The organism is Methanolobus sp. (assembly GCF_016278385.1).
Taxonomy (GTDB): Archaea; Halobacteriota; Methanosarcinia; order Methanosarcinales; family Methanosarcinaceae; genus Methanolobus.
In genome coordinates, this window is sequence record NZ_JADQBY010000009.1 from 19,709 (window position 1) to 42,705 (window position 22,997).

At 36.4% G+C, this 22,997-nt stretch carries 20 protein-coding genes and 3 pseudogenes; 14 read left to right on the plus strand and 9 right to left on the minus strand.

Going from position 1 to position 22,997, the window contains the following annotated elements:
- Positions 1-117: 117 nt before the first annotated feature.
- The 7 genes and pseudogenes from QZZ23_RS04520 to QZZ23_RS04550 all read left to right on the plus strand — a co-directional run.
- Positions 118-591: pseudogene (locus QZZ23_RS04520) on the plus strand (PAS domain S-box protein); the annotation flags it as partial.
- Positions 574-819 carry a PAS domain S-box protein gene (locus QZZ23_RS04525; RefSeq protein ID WP_292467254.1) on the plus strand — a complete coding sequence of 82 codons (246 nt, stop codon included), beginning with the start codon at positions 574-576 and terminating at the stop codon, positions 817-819. The pseudogene QZZ23_RS04520 and the gene QZZ23_RS04525, both read left to right, overlap by 18 nt.
- 188 nt (positions 820-1,007) lie before the next feature.
- Complete coding sequence (locus tag QZZ23_RS04530; protein ID WP_292467224.1) at positions 1,008-1,592, plus strand: GTP-binding protein; 585 nt, start codon at positions 1,008-1,010, stop codon at positions 1,590-1,592.
- Between the two features lie 281 nt (positions 1,593-1,873).
- A complete protein-coding gene (locus QZZ23_RS04535; RefSeq protein ID WP_292467256.1) occupies positions 1,874-3,178 on the plus strand; it encodes an O-acetylhomoserine aminocarboxypropyltransferase/cysteine synthase family protein in 1,305 nt (434 codons plus the stop codon).
- Positions 3,175-4,647, plus strand: a complete 1,473-nt coding sequence (locus QZZ23_RS04540; RefSeq protein ID WP_292467226.1) for a homoserine O-acetyltransferase — start codon at positions 3,175-3,177, stop codon at positions 4,645-4,647. Before QZZ23_RS04535 ends, QZZ23_RS04540 begins: the two co-directional genes overlap by 4 nt.
- Positions 4,648-4,765: 118 nt before the next feature.
- Entirely contained in the window at positions 4,766-5,128 is a 363-nt protein-coding gene (locus QZZ23_RS04545) for an HTH domain-containing protein (RefSeq protein ID WP_292467227.1), read from the plus strand.
- 75 nt (positions 5,129-5,203) lie between these two features.
- Positions 5,204-5,818 carry a 4Fe-4S binding protein gene (locus QZZ23_RS04550; protein WP_292467229.1) on the plus strand — a complete coding sequence of 205 codons (615 nt, stop codon included), beginning with the start codon at positions 5,204-5,206 and terminating at the stop codon, positions 5,816-5,818.
- Between the two features lie 472 nt (positions 5,819-6,290).
- On the opposite strand, the gene QZZ23_RS04555 is transcribed toward QZZ23_RS04550, so the two are convergent.
- The 5 genes from QZZ23_RS04555 to QZZ23_RS04575 all read right to left on the minus strand — a co-directional run bounded on the left by QZZ23_RS04555 (position 6,291) and on the right by QZZ23_RS04575 (position 11,898).
- Positions 6,291-6,785 (minus strand): DUF2115 family protein, encoded by a 495-nt coding sequence (locus QZZ23_RS04555; RefSeq protein ID WP_292467231.1) that lies wholly within the window; start codon positions 6,783-6,785, stop codon positions 6,291-6,293.
- A 388-nt stretch (positions 6,786-7,173) separates the two neighbouring features.
- Positions 7,174-8,622: a saccharopine dehydrogenase C-terminal domain-containing protein gene (locus QZZ23_RS04560; protein ID WP_292467233.1), complete on the minus strand. Its 1,449-nt coding sequence runs from the start codon at positions 8,620-8,622 to the stop codon at positions 7,174-7,176.
- Positions 8,623-9,086: 464 nt separating this feature from the next.
- Positions 9,087-9,500, minus strand: a complete 414-nt coding sequence (locus QZZ23_RS04565; protein WP_292467234.1) for an ATP-binding protein — start codon at positions 9,498-9,500, stop codon at positions 9,087-9,089.
- 20 nt (positions 9,501-9,520) lie between these two features.
- A complete protein-coding gene (locus tag QZZ23_RS04570; RefSeq protein ID WP_292467236.1) occupies positions 9,521-10,168 on the minus strand; it encodes a histidine kinase dimerization/phospho-acceptor domain-containing protein in 648 nt (215 codons plus the stop codon).
- 1,169 nt (positions 10,169-11,337) lie between these two features.
- Positions 11,338-11,898 carry a YkgJ family cysteine cluster protein gene (locus QZZ23_RS04575; RefSeq protein ID WP_292467237.1) on the minus strand — a complete coding sequence of 187 codons (561 nt, stop codon included), beginning with the start codon at positions 11,896-11,898 and terminating at the stop codon, positions 11,338-11,340.
- Positions 11,899-11,979: 81 nt separating this feature from the next.
- Here QZZ23_RS04575 and QZZ23_RS04580 point away from each other — a divergent pair, with 81 nt between their 5' ends.
- The 5 genes and pseudogenes from QZZ23_RS04580 to QZZ23_RS04600 all read left to right on the plus strand — a co-directional run bounded on the left by QZZ23_RS04580 (position 11,980) and on the right by QZZ23_RS04600 (position 15,255).
- Positions 11,980-12,261 (plus strand): CRISPR-associated endonuclease Cas1, encoded by a 282-nt coding sequence (locus QZZ23_RS04580; RefSeq protein WP_366931316.1) that lies wholly within the window; start codon positions 11,980-11,982, stop codon positions 12,259-12,261.
- A 271-nt stretch (positions 12,262-12,532) separates the two neighbouring features.
- On the plus strand, positions 12,533-13,156 hold the full coding sequence (locus QZZ23_RS04585) for a DUF998 domain-containing protein (protein WP_292467238.1): 624 nt from the start codon (positions 12,533-12,535) through the stop codon (positions 13,154-13,156).
- Between the two features lie 81 nt (positions 13,157-13,237).
- Positions 13,238-13,375, plus strand: a pseudogene (locus QZZ23_RS04590) (CRISPR-associated endonuclease Cas1); the annotation flags it as partial.
- A 352-nt stretch (positions 13,376-13,727) separates the two neighbouring features.
- Positions 13,728-14,789 carry a M12 family metallo-peptidase gene (locus QZZ23_RS04595; protein ID WP_292467239.1) on the plus strand — a complete coding sequence of 354 codons (1,062 nt, stop codon included), beginning with the start codon at positions 13,728-13,730 and terminating at the stop codon, positions 14,787-14,789.
- Between the two features lie 49 nt (positions 14,790-14,838).
- A complete protein-coding gene (locus tag QZZ23_RS04600) occupies positions 14,839-15,255 on the plus strand; it encodes a hypothetical protein (RefSeq protein WP_292467242.1) in 417 nt (138 codons plus the stop codon).
- 330 nt (positions 15,256-15,585) lie between these two features.
- Here the strand turns inward: QZZ23_RS04600 and QZZ23_RS04605 are convergent, their stop codons facing one another.
- Positions 15,586-15,777, minus strand: a complete 192-nt coding sequence (locus QZZ23_RS04605) for a hypothetical protein (RefSeq protein WP_292467244.1) — start codon at positions 15,775-15,777, stop codon at positions 15,586-15,588.
- A 403-nt stretch (positions 15,778-16,180) separates the two neighbouring features.
- Here QZZ23_RS04605 and QZZ23_RS04610 point away from each other — a divergent pair, with 403 nt between their 5' ends.
- Both QZZ23_RS04610 and QZZ23_RS04615 read left to right on the plus strand, forming a co-directional pair.
- The gene (locus tag QZZ23_RS04610; protein ID WP_292467246.1) at positions 16,181-16,543 is read left to right on the plus strand and encodes a nucleotide pyrophosphohydrolase; all 363 of its coding nucleotides are present in this window, start codon (positions 16,181-16,183) and stop codon (positions 16,541-16,543) included.
- A 2-nt stretch (positions 16,544-16,545) separates the two neighbouring features.
- Positions 16,546-18,213, plus strand: a complete 1,668-nt coding sequence (locus tag QZZ23_RS04615) for a DNA polymerase domain-containing protein (RefSeq protein ID WP_292467248.1) — start codon at positions 16,546-16,548, stop codon at positions 18,211-18,213.
- A 78-nt stretch (positions 18,214-18,291) separates the two neighbouring features.
- Here QZZ23_RS04615 and QZZ23_RS04620 read toward each other — a convergent pair whose 3' ends face one another.
- The 3 genes and pseudogenes from QZZ23_RS04620 to QZZ23_RS04630 all read right to left on the minus strand — a co-directional run.
- Positions 18,292-19,638 (minus strand): serpin family protein, encoded by a 1,347-nt coding sequence (locus QZZ23_RS04620; RefSeq protein ID WP_292467250.1) that lies wholly within the window; start codon positions 19,636-19,638, stop codon positions 18,292-18,294.
- A gap of 232 nt (positions 19,639-19,870) precedes the next feature.
- Complete coding sequence (locus tag QZZ23_RS04625; protein ID WP_292467252.1) at positions 19,871-21,286, minus strand: SEC-C metal-binding domain-containing protein; 1,416 nt, start codon at positions 21,284-21,286, stop codon at positions 19,871-19,873.
- Positions 21,287-21,363: 77 nt separating this feature from the next.
- Positions 21,364-22,997: pseudogene (locus QZZ23_RS04630) on the minus strand (hypothetical protein); the annotation flags it as partial.

Consider the following 22,997-nt stretch of genomic DNA (forward strand, 5'->3'; position numbering starts at 1 on the left):
TATTTGCTTCCTGAATTTGATGGTATGCGAGCTCTGGAAATTACTCTTACTTACGATAACACTATTCACTTCATCATTCTAGCAGGTGCGGCCAATGAGGAGATAATAATCGATGCTATGAAATCCGGAGCAAACGACTACATATTAAAGGAACACATCAATAGGCTACCTTTTGCTATACAGGAAGCTATCAAAAAAAGAAACATTCTTCAGGAAGGCAAACAAACAATAGAATCCCTTGAGTTTCTCTCACAAATTGTGGAGCAATCACCTTATTCTATCATTTCGACCGACATGGAAGGAAGGATAACAAGCTGGAACAAGGGAGCTGAAAATATTTTCGGATATTCTGCCAGGTAAGCTTTAGAACAACATATATCCCTGGTTTACCATGATAATGACCGCCTAATTCTGGAAAAGGATGTTATTAAACCCCTTATTTCAAAAGGGCATCACCAAAAACATGTTCGTATGAAACGCAAAAACGGGAATTCATTCATGGGTTCTTTGTCCCTCTGGAGAATTAACGATAAGGCGGGTAAACCTGCAGGAATGGTAGGTTACACACTTGATATCACTGAAACGGTAAAAGCAGAAGAAGAGGTACTTGGAAAGAGTGCTGAAGATTTCTTTTTTACTGAGTATGAAAAAAATGAAATCATGGAAATACTGAAAGACAAAGGATTCAAAAGTGAACGACGTGCCAGAAAAAAAGATGGGACTATGCCTGTATGGTTATCAACATCTATCATAAAAGACTCTGCGGGCAAACATGTAGCATATATGGGCTCTGTCATAGATATTATTGAGAGAAAATAAAGAATACCTGGAAATATAAAACGGAACAATATGAGTTGAAAGTGAAACAGGAAAAAGTAGAAAATTCACTTTTAAAATACCTGTTAATCCTTAGAGAAGAGAATGCAATATATATGAACATGAATAAAATAATACCAGAGATTCCCGTTCAAGATTTCTGAATTACCAGATAAAAGGTGGAGTGTAACATGAAAGTCAGCATAATAGGTGGAGCAATAGGTAGCGGTAAAACAACAATGATACTTGATCTTGCAAAGTATCTAACTGAAAAGGGAGAAAAAGTAGGAGTTATTGTGCAGGAGACCGGGGAATTGGACTATGATGAAAAGACACTTTCAGAACTGGGAATTAGGACAAAAGAAGTGAACAGTGTATGCATCCCATGTTCTCTTGATACTGATATAAGAAGTGACCTATTGACTTTAAAAGAAGAATTCAATCCCGATACGGTTTTCATAGAGACTGAAGAAACTGTGCTTCCGCATAAACTAAAAATTGACATTGAAAGAATGGAGCTTTCAGAGATAGAATTGCTCCCTGCTTTAATACTTATCAATTCATCCGAGTTTGAAACAAAAGCAGACCAGCTCATTGAATATACCAAAAAACAGGTAGAAGGTGCAGAAATAATCTGTATCAACATGACAGAAAAAGACAGAACAGAACATGTTGCTGATGTTAAAAAACTGGTTTCTGAGCTGAATCCAACTGCAAAGCTGCTTGAAGGTCCAAAGCTTAGGGAAGAGGCATTTCTTAAAATGCTTCTTGTTTAGTTTTCTTTCGAATGGAGGTGAAGAAAGCTATAAATGCTGCACCTCCAAAATATCTTTATTCAAATTCTATTTTTCTTTTTTAAATAGTGATTTATTTGTTACTACATTAATGAAATACGGAGGTAATAAACGAAATTATTCAAAAATAGTAAACTAAGAACAATATTTCAATAACTCTTAGTAATATTCTCTTTGTGAATTATGCAAAGTTATATGTAAAACTACGTTAATTAGGTAATAGCGCAACAAAGGTATGAATGAAAAAAACAAGAGGAAACAACATGGACAAGAAAAAATTCGGATTTAACACACTGGCCTTGCATGCAGGGCAGGAACCTGACCCAGTAACTGGATCACGTGCAGTACCAATCTACCAGACAGCATCATATACGTTTAAGGATGCAGAACATGCAGCAAATCTTTTCGGACTGAAAGAATTTGGCAACATTTACACAAGACTCATGAACCCTACAACAGATGTTCTTGAGAAAAGAGTAGCTGCAATTGAAGGTGGTACTGGTGCACTTGCTGTTTCTTCCGGAATGTCCGCTATAACTCTTGCAACACTCGGTGTGACCGGTCCCGGAGATGAGATAGTCGCAGCCAACAACCTCTACGGAGGAACATACCAGTTATTCAATAACACATTCCCAAACCTTGCAAGAAAAGTAGTCTTTGTGGATTCTACAAAACCTGAAGAGTTCAAAAAAGCGATCACACCCAGGACAAAAGCGATCTACGCAGAAATAATCGGAAACCCGAAGCTTGATGTACCAAACCTTGAAAAGATATCAAAAATAGCACATGATGCAGGCATCCCGCTCATAGTTGATAACACAGTAGGCATAGGCATTACCAAACCAATCGACTTTGGGGCTGATATCGTTGTACTTTCAGCAACCAAATTCCTTGGAGGACACGGTACATCTATTGGCGGAGTAATCGTAGATTCCGGCAATTTCAACTGGGGTAATGGAAAATTTCCCGGACTAACAGAACCTGATCCAGGTTACCACGGTCTCAAATATTGGGAAACATTTGGAAATTTCCCCGAACTTGGAAACATTGCTTTCATTATAAAAATGAGGGTTCACCTCCTCCGTGACCTCGGACCTGCACTTAGTCCGTTCAATTCATTCCTCTTCCTTCAGGGACTGGAAACACTTCCACTGAGGGTTGAGAGACATAGCAGTAACGCACTGAAGGTAGCTGAATTTCTTAATGGGCACCCTGATGTTGAATGGGTGAACTATCCGGGACTTAAAGATCATCCAAGTCACGAACTTGCAACGAAATACCTGAACGGTAAATACGGAGCGATCCTCGGATTCGGTATAAAGGGCGGTCTGGAAGCAGGAAAGAAATTCATCGACAGTGTCGAACTGCTCTCACACCTGGCAAACATAGGTGATGCGAAAACCCTTGTGATCCATCCGGCTTCAACGACACACCAGCAACTGACTTTCGAAGAGAGAAAATCCACAGGTGTAACCGATGATTTCATCAGAATGTCCGTAGGGCTTGAAGATGTTGAAGATATTATAACAGACATAAGCCAGGCACTGGAGAGGTCGCAGGAACTATGAAAAAAGAAAACATAGGCATTGTTGAAACTCAGGTTTTCAACCTGCCTCAAGAACTTGAACTGGAAAACGGTGAAAAGCTTCGGGATGTGCAGTTAGCCTATGAAACCTACGGAAAACTGAACCCTGAAAAAAGCAATGCCATCCTCATCTGTCATGCACTCACAGGAGATGCACATGCAGCAGGGTTGCATAAAGGAGATAGCAAGTCCGGATGGTGGGACATAATGATCGGGCCGGGCAAGACCATTGATACCGACCGGTACTTCGTTATATGTTCCAATGTACTTGGAGGATGTAAGGGTTCTACAGGTCCTTCATCCATAAATCCTGAAACAGGTAAACAGTATGGAGTAGATTTTCCGTTCATCACTGTAGCCGACATGGTAAAAGCACAGAAAGAGCTTGTGGACCATTTTGAGATACAGAAACTCTTTGCGGTTATCGGCGGCTCAATGGGAGGAGTACAGGTACTCCAGTGGTCGATCACATATCCGGATTATGTGACAAAAGCAATAGCTATTGCAACTACAGCCCGTTCATCACCTCAACAGATAGCATTCAATGAGGTCGCCAGGATAGCAATATTGTCCGACCCTAAATGGAATAACGGAGACTATTATTCGGGACCAGCACCCACACACGGACTGGCACTGGCAAGAATGATAGGACACATAACATACCTGAGCGATGCTTCAATGCACCAGAAATTCGGGCGGAAACTGCAGGATAAGGAAAAATATGATTACAACCTTGGTTTTGATTTTGAGGTAGAGAGTTACCTGCATTATCAGGGTCAATCATTCACAAGACGCTTTGATGCAAATTCTTATCTTTACATAACCAAAGCATTGGATTACTTCGATCTTTCCAGGAAAGGGTCACTGATAGAAGGAATGAAGACTGCAAAAGCAAAATTCCTTATAATTGCTGTCAGTTCTGACTGGCTGTATCCACCCTACCAGTCCAGAGAAATGGTATCTGCATTAAGTGCAAATGAACTGGATGTAACTTACAGGGAGATAGAGTCCAATTACGGACATGATGCATTCCTGCTTGAATCCGGTCAATTAAGTTATCTGTTAGGTAATTTCCTTTCACATACAATTGTCTCCGATGTGATGAGAAGTGATGCAGTATCGATCAGACGGGGTATCAGCATAGAGGAAACAGCCAGAGTAATGTTTGAAAAAGGAATCACACATCTACCGGTTGTCACTGAAAATAATGAACTGGCAGGAATTGTTACCTCCTGGGATATTTCCAAAGCAGTTGCACTTAAGTGCAAAACCCTTGATGGAATAATGACGAAGGATGTTCTCACAGTAAAAGGAAATGAGGATATTGAAAGTGCTGCAAAGAAGATGGAACAGAACAATATTTCAGCGCTTCCAGTTGTCGATGATGATAATAAGATAATAGGTATCATTGGCAGCGAGGAGATAAACCGCCTGATAGGCGGATACAGGTAAGTTCCATTTTAACTATTTTTTAAGTACTTCTGTTTTTTTGCAGTTTTCTCCAGTACTCGCAACCATTTATATATGACTGATGCTTTGATACAGTACTGTGAAATAATAGAGGTATTATATGGTTGACTTTGCCTGTAAAGAGTTTGAAATCGAAGCTGTCATCAAATGTGGTCTGAACCTGACAAAAGCCGAACTTCAGATATTGAAATATTTCCTTCAATATGGCCAGGAATGGCTTACAACAGAGGGTATAGCCGAAGAGCTGGATCTTAACCTTTCAACTGTTCAGAGAAGTGTTAAGAAACTCTATGAAAGGAAGATACTCATTCGCTCCCAGAACAACATGGACGGTGGCGGATATTTCTTTGTATACAAGATACGCAGCAAGAAAGACATCCATGAACTTATCATGGAGATCGTTAACAACTGGGTAAAAAGAGTTGATAGCGAACTCAAGTCATGGGCAGATGAAAACCAGTGAATCAATTGAATTTAACATACTAATACCGATTTCAATCAATAAGATTAAAAATATCATCAATAAAGGGTGAAAAATGTGCTAAAAATTACTCCATACCTTGGAATTCTCGTTATTATCGTATCAATTGCAGGACTCTGGTTCCCGCTACTGGGATATTTCCTTCTGCTTGTATTCGCAACACTTATGGTCACAAGTTACTTCAGAGGACGATGGTTCTGCGGAAATCTCTGCCCCAGGGGAAGTTTCAATGATTTCTGGGTTGGAAAGATAACACGCAATAAAAAGATTCCTGCAATCCTTAGAAGCTACTGGATCAGAATACCACTGTTCCTTATGATGATGGTATTCATGGGTTACAGACTGCTCAACACACACGGACTAATCAACCAGATAGGAATGGTCTTTGTTGTCATGTGTCTTGTAACTACAAGCATCGCACTGATTACTGGAGCAAGCATCAGTCCACGTACATGGTGTACCTTCTGCCCCATGGGAACAGTCCAGAATCTCATTGGCGGAAGCAAGTACCAGCTGAAGGTCGATGACGTGAAATGTGTTAATTGTAACAAGTGTGAAAAGAGCTGCCCAATGCAGCTTGAAGTCCACAACAACAGTAAGAAACCGGACTGCATCAAGTGCGGAAGATGTATCACCGCATGTCCCACAAAGGCACTGACGTTTAAAGCCTGAACTAAGGTCCAGGCAGTATTTTCTATTTTGCTATTTTAGTAAACCACAGATAAATGTGGATAAATCCCAGATGAGAATTATCTGCGGTTGAAAATAAATGGCTCTGTAGAGAAACATCTCTATTTTTAATAATCAGTATGATGGGAAAGAGTTTAGCAACTGATTATTTATTCATCTTTTCGTATCTTGCCGGCTTCGCCGGGACCCTCCGGGATGGTTTAAGCTATTCCTGACTTCAGATCAGTAAACTTATTGTTCCTTTGCCCTATGTTTCTGATAGTTCCGCAAAAGGTCATTGACAACAAAATAATGTGACCACCCGCCGCAGGCGGCACGTTTCTTCGATACCGTTCTGAAGACTTACGAAATAGTGAAGTTATTGAAAATTGCTGAGTTCAAAGTTGTAATTAACAGGACTTCTACAAAACCAAATAAACTATAAACAGTTTTTCTACAAAATCATTCTGTCCACTCATTCCAATTCTGAACTGTCCTTACAGATGCAGAACTCACAAAATGATATACCTGTTTCTGACTGTTTTTCCTTAACAGGACAATAGTAATGCAGCTCTTTCTGAGTAATTCTCTGACCACCCGGAAAAACCATACCAACAGGATGCAGAGGTTCTTTCACTATGAAGATCTGATATGCAAATACAAGACTGGTAAACCTGCTTAAAACGTCTCTTTTTCGGCCTTCTGAATCATTTTTGTCCTTTATGCTATCAAGAAGTGAATCATATTCCTCTGCATCAATATCTTCGTCTGCCAGGACCGGACCATGTCTTTTCAACTTGAGAAAACAGTCGTAAAGGAAAGTGAAATAATCCGATGAATATATGGTCTTGTAAGGTTCAGGAACGTGTTCTACAGCATCCATGATGGCTGCACGGGCGAGGCTCAGGTCTTCATTGGAAATGTGCCGCCCCTCTTTTTTCAGTTCACTTAGCAGTTCTGATCGATCCATTATTTCAGAATTAAATATTCGGTGAAAGTACATAAGTGTTTATTCAACAAAAGAACCGGAACAAGAGGTTATCTAATTAGCTCCAAACCTTTATTTTCCAATTAGGCAACAATTTTTAAAAGAACCTCTCAAATGAGTTTCTTTTTCTGTATTCCTCTCTGTAATTCTAACATTGGAATATTTAATCCATATCAGTATTGGCTTTTCAAGCTAATTAGATCGAGTTGCAGACAATTGACCCAGGGTTGACAGTCAAGAGTAAAAATTTATTCTTAATTTTGTTTGGATCGACTAAAATGCAGACAAAACTAAGAACATACAATATTATTCCTAATGACAATATATCCTGCAGTCCAAATGGTTTGAATTCTACGACGCTCTCTTAAGTTTAGCCTATGAAGAGGAAATTCTCGAATTGCCACGGATCTGGATCGTGTTCTATGGCTGGATTTTCCTTGAAGAATATCCTTCTATCATTGAGCGGTGTCCAGTCCGACGGCGTGGAAATGAATTTTCCAAGATACGGTCTGGCAATATCCAGGACAAAATCATGAGGTAGGTCTTCAGGTGTCTTAAGACCCTCTCGTGGATTTTCCAGCATCCAGAGGATAGCAGCAACAATGCCTGCAGCTACCTGTAGAGTAGTAGCATTCTGACTGGGAGCAAGGGTTCTGGTCTCGTCAATACCCAATGCGCTGCCGGTCCACCAGGAATTATAGGAATGGCCCATCAAGAGTGCCCCTATTATATCCTCTCCGGAAACAATCTCATTTGTCATGATCCTGAGTTTGGGCTGAAGCTCATAATTGCGACCTCGCAGTTCGAAAAGTGAGGAAAGTGTATCATGACAGGGCATGTACGCATAATGAACAGTAGGTCTGAAGACCGCCTCGGCATCTTCCCAGACTGTCAACAGTTTTGAAAGACCATATGATTCACCATGACGAATCGCCATACCTACTATTTCTTCGTCGGGTATCCATGATCGGACCCATGTGTTCATACCCATCTGGGGCATGAAAATCACATTTTTAGGTCCGTAGTCCGGTACATGTGCCAGTGGAGGCAGTTTGTTCTCATGTGTTCCCCAGGCGATTTCAACGGGAGCAGTTCCTTCTTCCCTTAAGCCTTCAATACTCCATGTCCCTACGAATTCGTTGACTTCCTTTGCCCGGTTTGCGACCTGGGTATCCCGCTCGCTGCAATGGATCACCCTGACACCCAGCTTCTGGGCAAGCCGGGCGAAATCCCTGTTCTCTGCAAGGAGGTTGATTTCCTTTTCATCCTCGGAAGAGACTTTCTTGTCAGCACATGTGCGGGCGGCAATATCCAGCAGACCCTGCTTTACGAAATGAGTTATCAGGCCTGGATTCGCTCCATGATCGACAACAGCAGTCGGTGCATTTTTCCAATCATGGGAAAGTTCGAGCAATCTCATTTGCCGCAAATAAAGTGATTTTTCCAGTAGACTTCGGGTCATAAAATCCTTGTTAGGATCCCATACTTCAACCGAAGTGTTAATGTACAATACATCGTGCTCATGGCACCATGTAATGATGGAATTGGCATCAATATTCCACGAAAGGTCAATGATCAGGCCTTCATTTTCCATGTATTTTGACAAAACCTGATCCAGATTCTTAGGGGTAATCTTTTCACAGACAAATGTTAATCCCTGATTGGTATATTTTTTAAGAGATCTCGATTTGTCTTCAAAATCAATTAAGGTAATGTTCTCTAGAGGAATATCGAGTTTGTCCAGTAAAAGTGGTAAGGTGCATTGTGAAACTGAACCATAACCGATGATGAGAACCTTATTGGAAAACACTTTTTTCATGGCTTGCGTACACGTATCACAGACATATAACTTTTTTGTTTATGGCCAGATTTCTCTCAAAATGCAATATTCACAGTATTTAGAATCTAATACCTGCTGAAACTAGAAAGAAAGGAATTAATTACAGGTGTACACTGAGAAAATTGAAGGATAGAGTCAGAGAAGATGACTTCAATCGGAATAGGAAGGAGATGGGGAAAATATTTAATTTTGCAGTATCAATGGAAGAACATTATTACTTATTTCAATTCTAATATAAAGTAACACATAAAAATAGTCGAACTTATGTATTATTGTCTAATATGTTTACTGTGTTATAATTTGATTGAACCATAATTTCTCTTTTAGTGATATCAAATTATGAATACTGAATATGATAAACCATTTACACTTAATAATCACGTAAGAGAAAGGTTGGAAATGTGGGAATTATTCTAAGATATCTAAAAATATTTAAATTAAGATCAGGAACTCATAGGTATTGTGAATGTGAATGTACTTCCTTCTCCTACTTCACTTTGAACCCATATTTTTCCACCATGCATCTCAACATAATGTCTGGCAATTGAAAGCCCTAATCCAGTTCCACCGCATTCACGACTAACAGATGAATTGACTTGATTAAAAGATTCAAATATCGAGTGCTGCTGATTCACAGGGATGCCAATACCATTATCAGACACAGAAAATTGGATGTTGTAATTGGCGATTTTTGAATCAAACCACACTTTGCCATTTGCAGGTGTGAATTTAATTGCATTGCTAAGAAGATTGCACATTATTTGTTTGAGCTTTATTTTGTCGGCATATAGTTCCTGAGTTTCAAAATCTGATCTGCATTTAATATCTATAGATTTCGCTTTAATCATAGGTTCCATTAAAACTATAGTTTCATCAATTAGTTCGTTAACACTAATGGTTTCAGGTTCAAGTCCATCTTGCCGGATTCAATTTTAGAGAAATCGAGTATATCGTTGATTACCTCTAGTAAATGATTCCCACTTTTTTGTACATTTGAGATATATTCGATTTGTTTTTCATTTAGATCGCCATATTCTTTGTCAATTAAAATTTGGGAAAAACCAATTACGGAGTTAAGAGGTGTCCGCAATTCATGACTCATATTTGCAATAAATTCAGATTTGACACGATTTGATTCTTCAGCAATATTTTTGGCTTCAATAAGTGCCTTTTCAGCTTTTTTACGCTCAGTTATATTTCTGACAACAATTAGAGCAGCTGGAACTCCTTTGTAATTAATAGGGCGAACATTAAGTTCAATTGGTACTAATAAATCATCTTTACATTTGCACAGAGTTTCGATTATTCCATTTCCCATCTTTAATTTTTCAGCTACTTGTTCCCGTAATTCTTCTCTTAATTCTAAAGGAATTATATCTGCTACATTCATTTGAAGCAATTCCTTTTTTGTATAACCTAGATCATCACAAGTAATTTGATTCATTTCTAAAAAACGACCATCTAAACTGTTTATAACAATTCCATCGTTTACAGAATTGAATATTATTTCAAAAATATCTTTCATTTTTTTGCCCCATAAATGTTGATTACTAAAATTACCAGGAACCTATTATCTTCTTTGAAGTTACATATATTATCCATCGTGTACAGGCTTTATTGTATATGTTAAATACAATATATAAATAATGCTAGCAAATGTACACAATTTTAAAAACAACATTTGCAAATGGTTTAAATGTTCTTTATTAATCTCAGTTTTTGATACTTCAAGAGCTACAAAATGGTTCACAAAAGAAAATTAGTGTGGGATGTTCTTTTCAGAAAAAGTTGCCTGACTGAATGGTTTATTTTAATTTCCGGGGCACTCTTATTATATATCTCATAAAATAAATATCTCAGTGCGTTCAAACACGATTTTAATACAAAATAAGCACCAATTGCCATAAATAAAGTAAATATGATAGTTTTATATACATTGTATACATATTATGTTTTAGATTGATTAAAAACTCACGTAGGGTATGTTAATCAATATATTACGTCCGATAACAGCTTTATATAGTTAATAGCCATTTGAAAGATGGTAAAAACGTATATGGCTTATCGAAAGTCCTTAAAAATCATATTAAGGCATCTTCATGGGAGGTGAAATATAATGGCACCAAAAGAGCAAAAGAAACCTGATCAGAAGGTAGCACCAAAAGCACCTGGTAAGGATCAGAAGAAGAAGTAATTTTATGTACTAGGTCTTATTTGTTAAGGAGTTCAAACCTCCTCTTTTTTTGTGATGCTAACCCGTTTTATTAGTGTCATCGTTTTGATCAGATTATTTTCAGGATACACAAATACAAACTCGTTGTTGATCATGAGTATGCACAGGAGATCAGATACTATTTCCGCCCACTTAATCCATATAGCTTTGATATTGATCTGTTGAAGGCTGAAAAAGAAGATATGTGGAATTATGTTATCTCTTCAAAACGTTATGCTCTTTACACTTATGTGAATGGATATATCTACTTTATGGGAGGAGAGCGGTCTTTTAAACGTCATGGACCTGAGCATTTAAAGAATCCATTTACAAAGGCTGTTGGTGATTGGTAGGTAGAGATGGAAACCTAACTCTTGATGCTGTTAGATAATGAGTGTTTACGAATTAATACTCTCACAAAAAACATAAGGCAAGAATAAGCCATTTTCATGTGTGATTTCTCATCTGTAAATTAAAACAAATTAAACATGGATTTCCGGGTTTCCCTGAAATCTCCTGATTGAACCAAGATATTCTTTAAAAGGTAATAGCTGATCGATTTTAAGAACTAACATAGGAATAGACACTCCTTCTTTCAGTTTGATGGCAAAGGAACAATGCGATTGTTCAAAGGAATCGATCGTTTTTGCTGGAACAGGTTGTTTCAACATATTGTTTGAATATTCGACATAGTCTTTGAATATGCTTGCCCCCAAATCACATGGAAACAGTAGCAACACATCTGGCATGTCGCAGATGTTGAACGGAAACGTTCGGCAGATGTTCGGTCTCCTTTCATATACGCTGCACCTATTAAATTCCAGAAAGGAACATGGAGGACATATTTTGTAATGATGTTCTCTATCTTTATGGCAGGATACGATCTTATCGGCGTCATATTTTGATGCCTGCCTTAATATTTCCAGTTCATTTTCATCCAGATTGATATCTGCAATTTTGCAGCAGATTGCAGGACAGGTAGATGGACATGTATAGTGTGAATGTATTTCCTGAACAGTTTCAAAAAAAGGCAAACTACTCAACTTTCCTTTTCAGTGCTTGATAATTAATAATCAATGGTTGTCTATACAAATATTTTTAAACTATCTTTTCAAACAACGGAAATGAACCCAAGTAAGAATAGCTTAGCCTATGATTTGCAAGAGCCTTTCAGATTCCTTGTTGATTTGGTTGTAATCAGCTTGATTGAGTCGGATAAAGTGGAGAATAAGGACTTCAGAATGGCAGATTCAGACGAAATCAGACCGAAGATATTGAGTATTTCTTATTCAGAATGGAAAAAGATGAAATTTTCGAATGTTATTCTCTACTACATGAAGAAGAACGCTATGAGCGATAAACCGTTTAGTTTGAATGAACATGTAAGGGAAAGGTTGGAGATGTGAGAAGGGTGTAAAAAAGGATAATATGTTTTTGGTAAAAATAATAGAATGTAGCTGAAGAAACATAATTTAAGGTTCATTTTCAAGTTATTCAGCTATTAAAAACAATAAATAGTTTCTTTTTCTTACTTCGATCAACAGAAATACGCTTTGATTGAAGTAAAACCTCAGCTTGTTTTTGAATGCCAAGAAATTTTGTTCTTCTTCCTGTTTTTAAGACGGAGAAAAAAAGCATGCATTTTTATATATAGAATCATAGGAACAATAGATTTTCATGAGCGAAATACAAAATCATAGTTTCAAGTACAGAAACATTGCAGGGGCACTGCTGTTTATTGCAGGTGTTGTGATATTTCTGGGAATTACAAGCGCTGAAACATTTTATCCTGATTACAATACCGCACAGAATATGATAAGTGACCTTGGTGCTACCGAACCGCCTAACAGCATTATAACCCAGCCTTCTGCAACCATCTTTAATTCCACGATGATAGTTTGTGGTCTTTGTATAATCCTAGCTGCCTTTTGTATACACCGATCATTCAGTGAAATCACAGTTACAGTACCTTTATTATTGTTCGGGTTTGGCGCACTTGGGGTCGGGATTTTCCCTGGAAATTATGGCGTAGTACATGGATTATCTGCACTGCTGACATTTATTTTTGGCGGCGTGGCAGCAATTGTAAGTTTCAAGATTGTAGCATCACCATTCAGATACCTCTCAGTGATTCTCGGGTCCATAGCACTGCTGGATCTGCTGCTCTATTATATTCTCGGCCAGACAAGTCCTTTTGCTGTATTTGGGATAGGAGGACTTGAAAGATGGATAGCATACCCTGTCGCATTATGGGTGACTGGATTTGGAGGCTATCTTATGGGAAATTCTGAGGAAGAATGATGATTTCTACTCTGATTGGAAGAAGATGGGATTCTCAAAAGGCACTCTGCATTACATGAAGAAGAATGCTGAAGCAGATAAGCCATTAATACGATTGGTCTTGATGCTCATGTAGGCTTTTTGCATGAGATTAATCCTAGTAAGAACAGCCTTGCTTACTATTTACAAGAACCTTTCAGGTTTATTGTGGATATTGTTGCCATCAATTTGATTGAGAAAAATCAATATACTATAATTTCATTCTATTATTCATCACAAAAGTTCTGTTGATCTGGGGGATTTAAATAGAACGAGAAGAAATACTTGCAGATTATGAATCTGGTCCAGAAGCAGTAGTAGAACTTGTAACTCGATTACTTGGGATCATTGATTAATATTCACTTGGATGATAGGGCTATAAGTATTTAATAAGTAGCAGTTTTTTTATAACTATCACATAAAAAATGTGATCTGGGCCAAATCAAAACTATAGTATTAGCTTGGATTCTGGATTTCTTGGGGTCGGGTAGCAGTAACTTTAAAAGTTTTAAATAGTGCAATCCACTTTGTGACAAAACAGTGAGGTGAATAAATGAACAAGAAATCAGTACTAAGTACTTTATTTGTCATTGCTACATTGCTGAATGTTGCAGTCATGCCGGTATTTGGTTCGAGTGCAGACCATACATTGAACAATGAAAATGGTATTGTTTACACGGAAACACAGTTAAATGCGCTTTATGCGAAGTATAGTATCACTGAAAATGATATTAAATTTGCAAAAGGTGAATTGCCTAACATGTTGAAAGGAACAATTCTTTGCAGAGAGAAAAGAGTCATTGTAACAGAAGATGGAAAACCGCTTGAGGGCATGAAAAAGGGCGTAGACTATGATATCATTATTAGTGAATCTAAAATGTTGAATATCATCGAAAAAGCAGAGGCCACATATATAAATAAATGGGGTGTCGATCCTTCAAATCCAAAGATTGATATTGTAGATGGCATTGCCATTCCAACGGAAGAAGTAAAGAAACTTGTTAAAAGCAATCAGATTAAAGTTTCCGACTCTCCGGTGGAATCAGCAATCAATGATAAACTGGTTAGCATAACTAGCGTTTCTTCAAATCCAAAAGCTGTAAGTAATGTGATATATTTGCATGTATATCCTGCAAAGGATAGCGGTCATACTCCTGGTTCGTCTTCGAATTATTATTCATATACCATTGATGCAAGTGAAAGGTTTGAAAATTTTGGTATCGCTATAAATAGAGTGTGGCATTATAACTTCTGGGATGCAAGTGATGTCGCGTCCGCAGATAGTTCTTCTGATCTCCTTGCAGATTTAAAGGATGATTCTTCATATGTCCGAGACAGCTCTAACGATATTGTTCTTGGCTGGGTTGACTACATGGATAACAACGGAAGAGCATATTTGAACGGAGCTTACAGCGTATGCGCAACTTCAGCAGCTGGTGTCGATTGGCCACATGATAGTATCGTTCAACATGAGATATCCCACAATTTCGGCGCAAATGATCAGAATTCACTGTTTCATCCTACTTGCATAATGAACTATGTATATGCATATACAGGCACTGATGTTTGGTGTACTTCATGTGCCAACACCGTACGTTATGGAATATTCCATTAAGACCAAATACGAGAATAGAGACTAATATGAGTTAGGAGAGAATAAAACAATGCAAAGGTCAAGTTTGATTCTTGTTGTTGTAGCGGTGTTTGCATTAATAGTGATGGGTCTGTTTGCCATGCCTTTTGTATTTATGGGCACTCCCTCTCCTCTTTTTTCTCTTGAGAACAAAGATATTAATGCGCACGACGTTACAATCGAAATCATGGATTTTAATAATAATTCTATTTTCATTAATACATATGCACTAGAACCAGATACAAGAATATCTCAGGTAAAATCAAATGAATTAATCAGACAACTTTCTATTCCACCGGGAAACAGTAAGGAAACCATTGTCAAAGTCACGTTGGGCAATAATATCACAGAAAGTCGTTCATTCAATTTGCAATTTGGGACTACAGTTGAAATAAGATTATTCGAGAATTACGATTCACCAATCTCAATTGAAGTATCCTCTGCTTAACTAGATATTATTTTGGCTTTGAAGAATACCTAGTTAAATCACTATCTATAACTCAAATTCAGCAAAAATAATCACCATCCTTGCCAACATATAATAGTTTTATTTTTTACTTTAGCAGAATAAGTCAACAGTTGCTATTTTTTTAATTAAAGTTCTGTTACCCTCTTCAATCTCTATTTTATATAACCATGAATTTATCTTAAAATATAGTGCCATATGCACCGAACTTACGGCTGCTATAAGTATTTTTATTCCGGTAACTATGGTTTTGAGTATCCAGACGGTTGGGAAATTTCTATTGAGGAAGTATAGTTTGACATTTTGATTCACCTATACTACATTTACATAGTTTTTGATTATTTGAAGGGCATAGTCTGAATTTTTAGCTTCAGACCTGATTTTAGCAATCATTTCTTTAGCTTCATGTGGGAATCCTGCACATTTAAGGGCATTAAATGCATATCCCATTAATGAATAAATATTTCCTTCACTTTCTACAAGTTTACATTCTGGTTTTGTCATAATTATTTCTCCTTATTCTTTAATTATTGTAGTCCATTCCTTTTCTAAATAAATAGCATCTAAAGCAACTGTTTTGAAAATTTCATCTTTACAATTAAGATATCCATTTACAATACTCAATGGGATCCTAAATGTGCAATATTCAACTGTATAATCATATTCTGTAAAATTAAATGTTATACAACATTCATCATTTTCAAATTCAATTACTTTTCAATTAATATATCTTTTATTAATATATAAGTAATCATTATATATATATATTTCTTTTGAATTTTTCATGGCGCACTTCATGATAGGATATAGGTAACTCGGGAAAATGCCACCTTCGTAAATAGTAATATATTTTTTACATATTTTACCTTGAAAAGAATATGATACTATTAATTTCTTTTAAGTAGGTATGGATTCTGAAACCACAATTCTTGGGCTTAAAAATCAGGTAAAACAATTCTGTGATGATAGAGAATGGGATGAGTTTCATAATGCAAAAGAGTTTTTTATAGGTATTATCACAGAAGCTTCTGAGCTTTTAGAACAATTTCGGTTTAAGTCTGAATCTGAAATTGAAGAGATGCTCAAGGATTCTAACAAAAGAGAATCAATTGGCAATAAGCTAGCAGACGTTTTTATTTCTTTATTGAGATTTGCTCAGAGATACGATTTTGACTTATCAGATGAACTATCAACAAAAATTACAATCAATGAGATAAATTATCCCATAAGTAAAGCTAAAGGTTCAAGCAAAAAATATACGGAGTTATAATTGTGAGACTATTCGAAGGGACTATTCAAGATTTTAAAGACCCTGTTGATATTTATAAGGCTCTTGATAAGGATTCATGGAAACTAATGAATATCCTAGTAGAAATTGAGCCCGATAACGATATTTTCCCTATACGGACTAAGTATACCGAAAAAGATAGCGAAAAAGATAGCTATAATATAGGTATAAATTATGTAACCTATAAGGGTAGTTTATACTACTTTTTACCTGATATCCTAGCCTCAAAATTACTTACAGGTAAGACTCCTAAGATAAAGAGTGCAATAAGGTTCATTCCTGAAGGCATACAGGAAGACCTAACAGAGACAGAGATTTATGGCGTTCATGTAAATCCCAAAGAAGATAACCTTATCAAAGTCCTTGTTGAGAGAAGACAGGAAATCAAACAAGAGATGAAGAAAGTCTCAAAAGATTCTCATGAATATGATGTTCTGGATGCTCAACAGAAAGCCTTAAAGATTCTCAATAACTCTACTACCTACGGAATTTACATTGAGATGCATCCAAAGGACAAAGAGGAATTGAATGTTTACAGCACAGAGGAATTTGAGACAGAAGGAACATTTGAGAGTACAGGTACTTTTTTCAATCCAATAATCGGAGCAAACATAACAGCAGGAGCAAGGCTATTACTTGCTATTGCTGAGAAGTTCGTGATGGATAAAGGAGAAGTACATGCTTACATGGATACGGATTCAATTTTTGTTCCTCCACATCTTGCAGATGAACTAAGCCATCTCTTTGATCCTCTGAATCCATATGACTTTGATAAGCCTATCCTGGAAATAGAGGATGGCATGGAAGATATTTGGTTCTATGGTATCAGTTCTAAAAGATATTGCTTGTTTAGAAAAGAGGGAGACAAAATTGTAATTCCAGAAGGGAAGAAGCTCTTCTATAAACTGCATGGACTAGGGCACATCACCAATCCATTTAGCATGGAGTTGAAGGAAGGAGATCAATGGCATAAGAGATTATGGGAAGATATTCTCAAAGTTCATTTCCATCCTGAAGAGTTACCTGATATATTGGAGAAATATGAAAACTATGCAGTTATCTCTAAACTTGCTGTTTCAACGGGAACTATACTGAAACGATTCAAGAAAGTGAATGAAGGAAAGGAGTTAGATGAGCAAATAAAACCTTTCAATTTCATGCTTGTTGGTAATGGTGCTAAAGTTGGCAAGGATGGAGAGATAGTCAAACCTATTGCTCCTTTCAACAAGAATCCACAGGTAGCTGTTGAGAATCCCTTCCTAGATTATAATACAGGGAATATGCTTCAAGGAAGAGACTACTGGAAGCCATTAAGTGAAGTGTTCCTTGAGTACATTGATCATCCAGAGGCTAAGTTTGAAGGGGATGTTGGAATTCTACAAAGGAGACATCTGAAGCCTAAAGGATGTGTTTACATTGGTAAAGAAGCCAACAAAGTTGAAATGCAGGAGCTTGAGAGAAATAAAGTTGAAACATACCTTGACATCAAGAAGTTTCATGAATGGGTGCTTTCTCTAGAACCTAAAGATTCACGGGCAATGGGAATCAAGGATAGGAGTACACTGAAGAGGATTAAGGATAAAATAATGCAAGGAGAGAAGCTAAACTACAAGCACGGAACGGTGAAGGTGTTAGTTGATAATTTTACTTAAACGCTTATGTTTAAGAAAGGGTGCTAATGTGGGATGGATGCTGATAAAAAAATAGAAGAATAAATGCCGTTATGGCATTTACTCATATTCTGGTGATTCCACTTTACCCATGAAGAGTATGCAGCCTGTTCTTTTGTCTTCTATAAAGAACATGAAAGGATGGTCTGCTTTAAATTCTCTAATTGGAACGGGTTTTGGTTCAACATATTCATCGGGTACACACATCTCCACATATGTAGCTGCTGCTGCTTCTGTTCCTTCTTCTTGTACATCTATAAAGGCTTGATGAATTACTTGAGTTATGTAGAGTGCTTTTTCATTGGGGTCTAAAATTTTGTCTGCATCATATATTCCAGAAAAGTTTGCAGATGAAAAATCAAACGCATCCACAGCCCCCATATTTTTAAGTGATTCTGATAAATCTGTTTTGGTTTCGAACTTGAATTTTGGAATCCATGTTTTGACCTCATATTTAGAATCCATATTGGATTTAAGTTTTTCATAATCTTTTACAGAAAAACCATTCTCAAATTTATCAATATCATTTTCATCGGGAAGGACTACATACATAGACAAGTCGTTACCTTTGTATGATAATTCGACAATTTTTGCGTTCGAACCTTCACCATAGTTAAAATACTGTTTTGTGTACATCACATCTACAAGAATTTCATCGTCCTCAGAAGGATAGAAATTTCGATCTTTTGTATCTTGTTTATCAAATTCTGTTTTCCATTTTCCATTAAAATAAATTGCATTTGTGATGATTAAACGAGTCTTATCGTTGATCGCACTACTTGGAACTAAATCTTTAATCTTATCTTTAGTCCTTTCTTCTACCCAATCATTAATTGTATTTCTTGAGTTTTCAGGCTGACCAACAAAATCTAGTTTCTCTACTTTCCCAAAATAGTAATTATCAACATTGGAAATGTACTGTTCTTTCACGGGATATTTTTTCTGTATCCATAATGCATTTGCAGTTTCCAGTTCATAATCATCAGTCTCTGAGTTTATTTCATCAATCATCTTTCCTAGACTTACTTCTAAAACTGGTTTGTCAAGAGGAAAATAAAATACATTTGCAATTTGCTCTTTAGTAGTACCTTCTGCACCATCATAGCAAATTGCTATTGCTGTGAATATACTGTGTGGAGAAAAAAAGATGTTATCATCATTGTTTTTTACCATTGAATACATGTCAAAGGCAAAAGCATTGTTTGCCGCTGCAATATCATAATCTTCAACAGATTTCGCGTTTAGTGTAGATTGTGTATTGGTCATGCCATTTTTGAATACATCCGTATTAATTATTGTGGAAATTGATTTTTGGGAAGTATCCGAATTTGAGTTTTCAACACAACCTACACAAAGCAATGATAATGAACAGAAAAACATCAATATAATTATTTTTTTGCGATGCATAATTTGTATAAAATTTAAAGCTATTTAATATTTTTTAATTTATTCTCAAAAATGAAATACAACAATTTTAAAATAATCTTTTTTGGTTATGCACCTAGTCTACAAAAGCGTTGCCAAAATTTGAGTTGTATATATCCCAAAAACAAAGTGCGGGGTAATAGTAATAACCAAAAAACGCAACGCTATTTTTATTGAGGTTTTGCAAATCTAAAAAATTAATCAACTGAATTTTTTAAAAGATCACTTTTGCTCTTTCATCTCCAGGAACAAGAGTTATATCAATACTCTTTTTTTGAGAACACTCTCTTTTAAGTATTGATGTATTCTCTCTAATGAATGCTTTTTTAAAAACAACTCGCCCTTTACCCAAGTCAATTTTATTTCCAAAGATTTCATAAGATATTGTTATTTCTGTCTCAAGGTTTTCAATATACCCTTTTTCTTCATACTTTTCTATCTCTCGACTCAAAAATTCTGAATCCACCCTTAGCGTTATGCTATCAACATAAAGTTGTTTAGTTTCAAGAAAAACAACAATATTATTAACTATTTTAATATCTTCATCTGTGATCTTTTCAGGATAATTAAAATTTGTATGATAATAAGTATCTATAAGAGCAAGTTTTCTAGTAAAGTCCACTACCGCTTTATTGATTTCTATAGATGGGAAATTGCATGTTTCTAAAAAGATTGTTCCTCTTTTTGAATCCCTAATCGTTAATTTGTCGCTTTCATTCAATGTAGATAAAAACTTCCAATATTTATTCAAGTCAAGAACATTATTGTTTTCTACTTTTGCATGAAACTTGATTGTAACCTCTTGACCATTTTTGCATATCTTTAGTATCATCTTAAAAGGTAAATTTGTGGTAACAAACGTGATTATGTTCTCATCTTGAAAGATGATTCCCATTTTTACATTATGATAAGCCATTTCTACATTTTCTGTCATTAAAGAAAATTCAGCTGGTATATCTACTATGTGGGGCATAAATTTTAATTCATCAAAATTAGACTGAGTACTCCAAAACTGTCTAATTTCATCATCCAAAAAAGTAAAAGACTCGATTTCATCTTTAGTAAAAGTTATAGATTCACCGTCTTTTATTTTACTATAAATTAATTCTTCTAAACTAGAAATACCTTCCAACCTTTGTGAAGATGATTTAAGTTTAGCGTTTATTACAATGTTATCTTTTTTAGGTGCAATCACTAGTTCTGTTCTACTTTGATCAGTGTTAATTCTAACATCATATTTTTTGTTATCTATTATTGTAGAACTCAGAATATTTGCGAGACCATGAATTTTATTTAATGTGGGCTCTTGGGATAAAATCGGCAATGACTGTTCAATAGAGGAAACAATGTCAGAGGTAGCAGAAATCTTATCGTCAATTAGACTTAATTTAGCACCTAATTTTTCCTTTTCTTTTTGGTCATTAATATCTTCATACGCATTTACAACGCTGTTTAAAATAGGTACATTATCACGAAGAAGATTTTTTCCGAGTGCTGTACCAAATTCAGCTACCTCTTTTATTTTTAAATTTTCTTTACCTATACAACATTTTTTGTATTTTTTTCCACTACCACAGGGACAAGGATCGTTTTTTCCAACCTTTTTAGGCTTTTCCTCCTCAAATGACATATGTAAAAATTAAACTACAAAGAATATATAGATGCTTAATAAATTACTTGGAGATGAAATGAATAAAAAGGTAAGCATCAAAAGACACTTACCAACTTCTTCACCCATTGAGATCCAAATTTGAATTTATCGTTCAATATCCGGTCTTTCATCCTCTTTAGAGTGCTCCTGTGCTTAATCCCAAATTCCCTTGCCTCCTTTGGAGTCAAAGCCAATACCCACTGCTTAAAGCCTTCCTCATCAATGAATGTCTGTGCCCTCTGAAGTTCCAATTCCTCTTCATCAATGTTGTTAGCTTCCTTACCGATGTAAAGAATACCATCTGCATGAACGTGTTTTCTTTCCAAAGTGCCAATATCACCTTCAAATTTATGCTCTGGGTGCTCTGCATACTGTAATATGGTTTTACTTAACGACTTGAAATAATGTGATCCTTGCATGATCTCTCCAATTTCATAGTCAATGAATGGCTCATGAACTATCCTTTGAGGATCGTCACAATAAGGTGCTAGAGGTTTTATCGCTCTGCCATCCTCCTCCACTGCCTGAAATCCCACCATACAGAAATTGGAGGGCTTGATCTGCTCCTTCCAAGGTTTACCCTTGTTGAGCTTCTTGAACCTGTTCCATACATTAGGAGTGCTAACAGCAAGCTTTGAAATGGCATACATATTAGCATATTTCTCTTCAATATCTCTGGAGCTGATCATACCATAATGCAGTTTCAGGATGTCACTCCATACTTCCTCATGCCAGTCTCCTCCATCTTTTGAGAATGGATTTGTCAGATGTCCTAATCCATGCAACTTAAAGTCCTTGAATATGATTTTATCCTTGTTGAATTTGTATATTGCATATCGTTTCGATGAAATCCCATAAAACCAGTAATCCACTTTTTCAGGCTTCAACAAAGGAATATCAAGGTTGTATGGGTTTAGTGGTTGAAAATATCCTATAATCTCCTGAGCATGTTCAGGAGGAACAAAGATTGAATCTGTATCCATATAGGCGTGTGTAGCTCCTAATTCTTCTACCTTTGCTTCTGCCATAGCCAAGAACAGCTTTGATCCTGAAGTGATTATGACAGCCAATAGAGGATGATAGAAGTTACCCGGCTTTTCAAACCTGTTCTGCGAGGTACTGAAAGAATCAAGCCCATAGACCTCAATATCGCTTTTCCTGTCTTCTGGATTAAGCTCAATAAATATCCCATAGCTCATGGCATTAACAAGAATTTTGATAGCCTGTGCTCTACTGTCTAGCTTTTGGTACTCTTGGCTTTCTTGATCAATACCTTTCATTTCAATCTTGATCTTCTGCCTTTCCTCAACAAGCATCTGCACAAGATTATCTTTTTCAGGATCAATATCAATTCCAAGTATCTGAGACTTTCTTAATCCATCCTGAATGCCCATTGGAACAAATCTGACAGCTTCAATAATCTCTGGAGCTTTGCCAGTGAGAATTACGGAAGCTATGACATCAGGTAATGCATACCATAATTCATGATCAGAGGAAAGATAATTTACTCCAACGTTGAATGATCCATTATCTCCTTTATAATCCATCCTTACAGGCAATATATCCCCATCTGGACGAAGCTTAACCATTACAACAAGGTCTTTCCAGTTGTCTTTATTTTGTAGATATTCAAGATTGATTATTTCTAGTAACTCTCTGATTTCCCCTGTTACATTCTCTGTTTCAATGA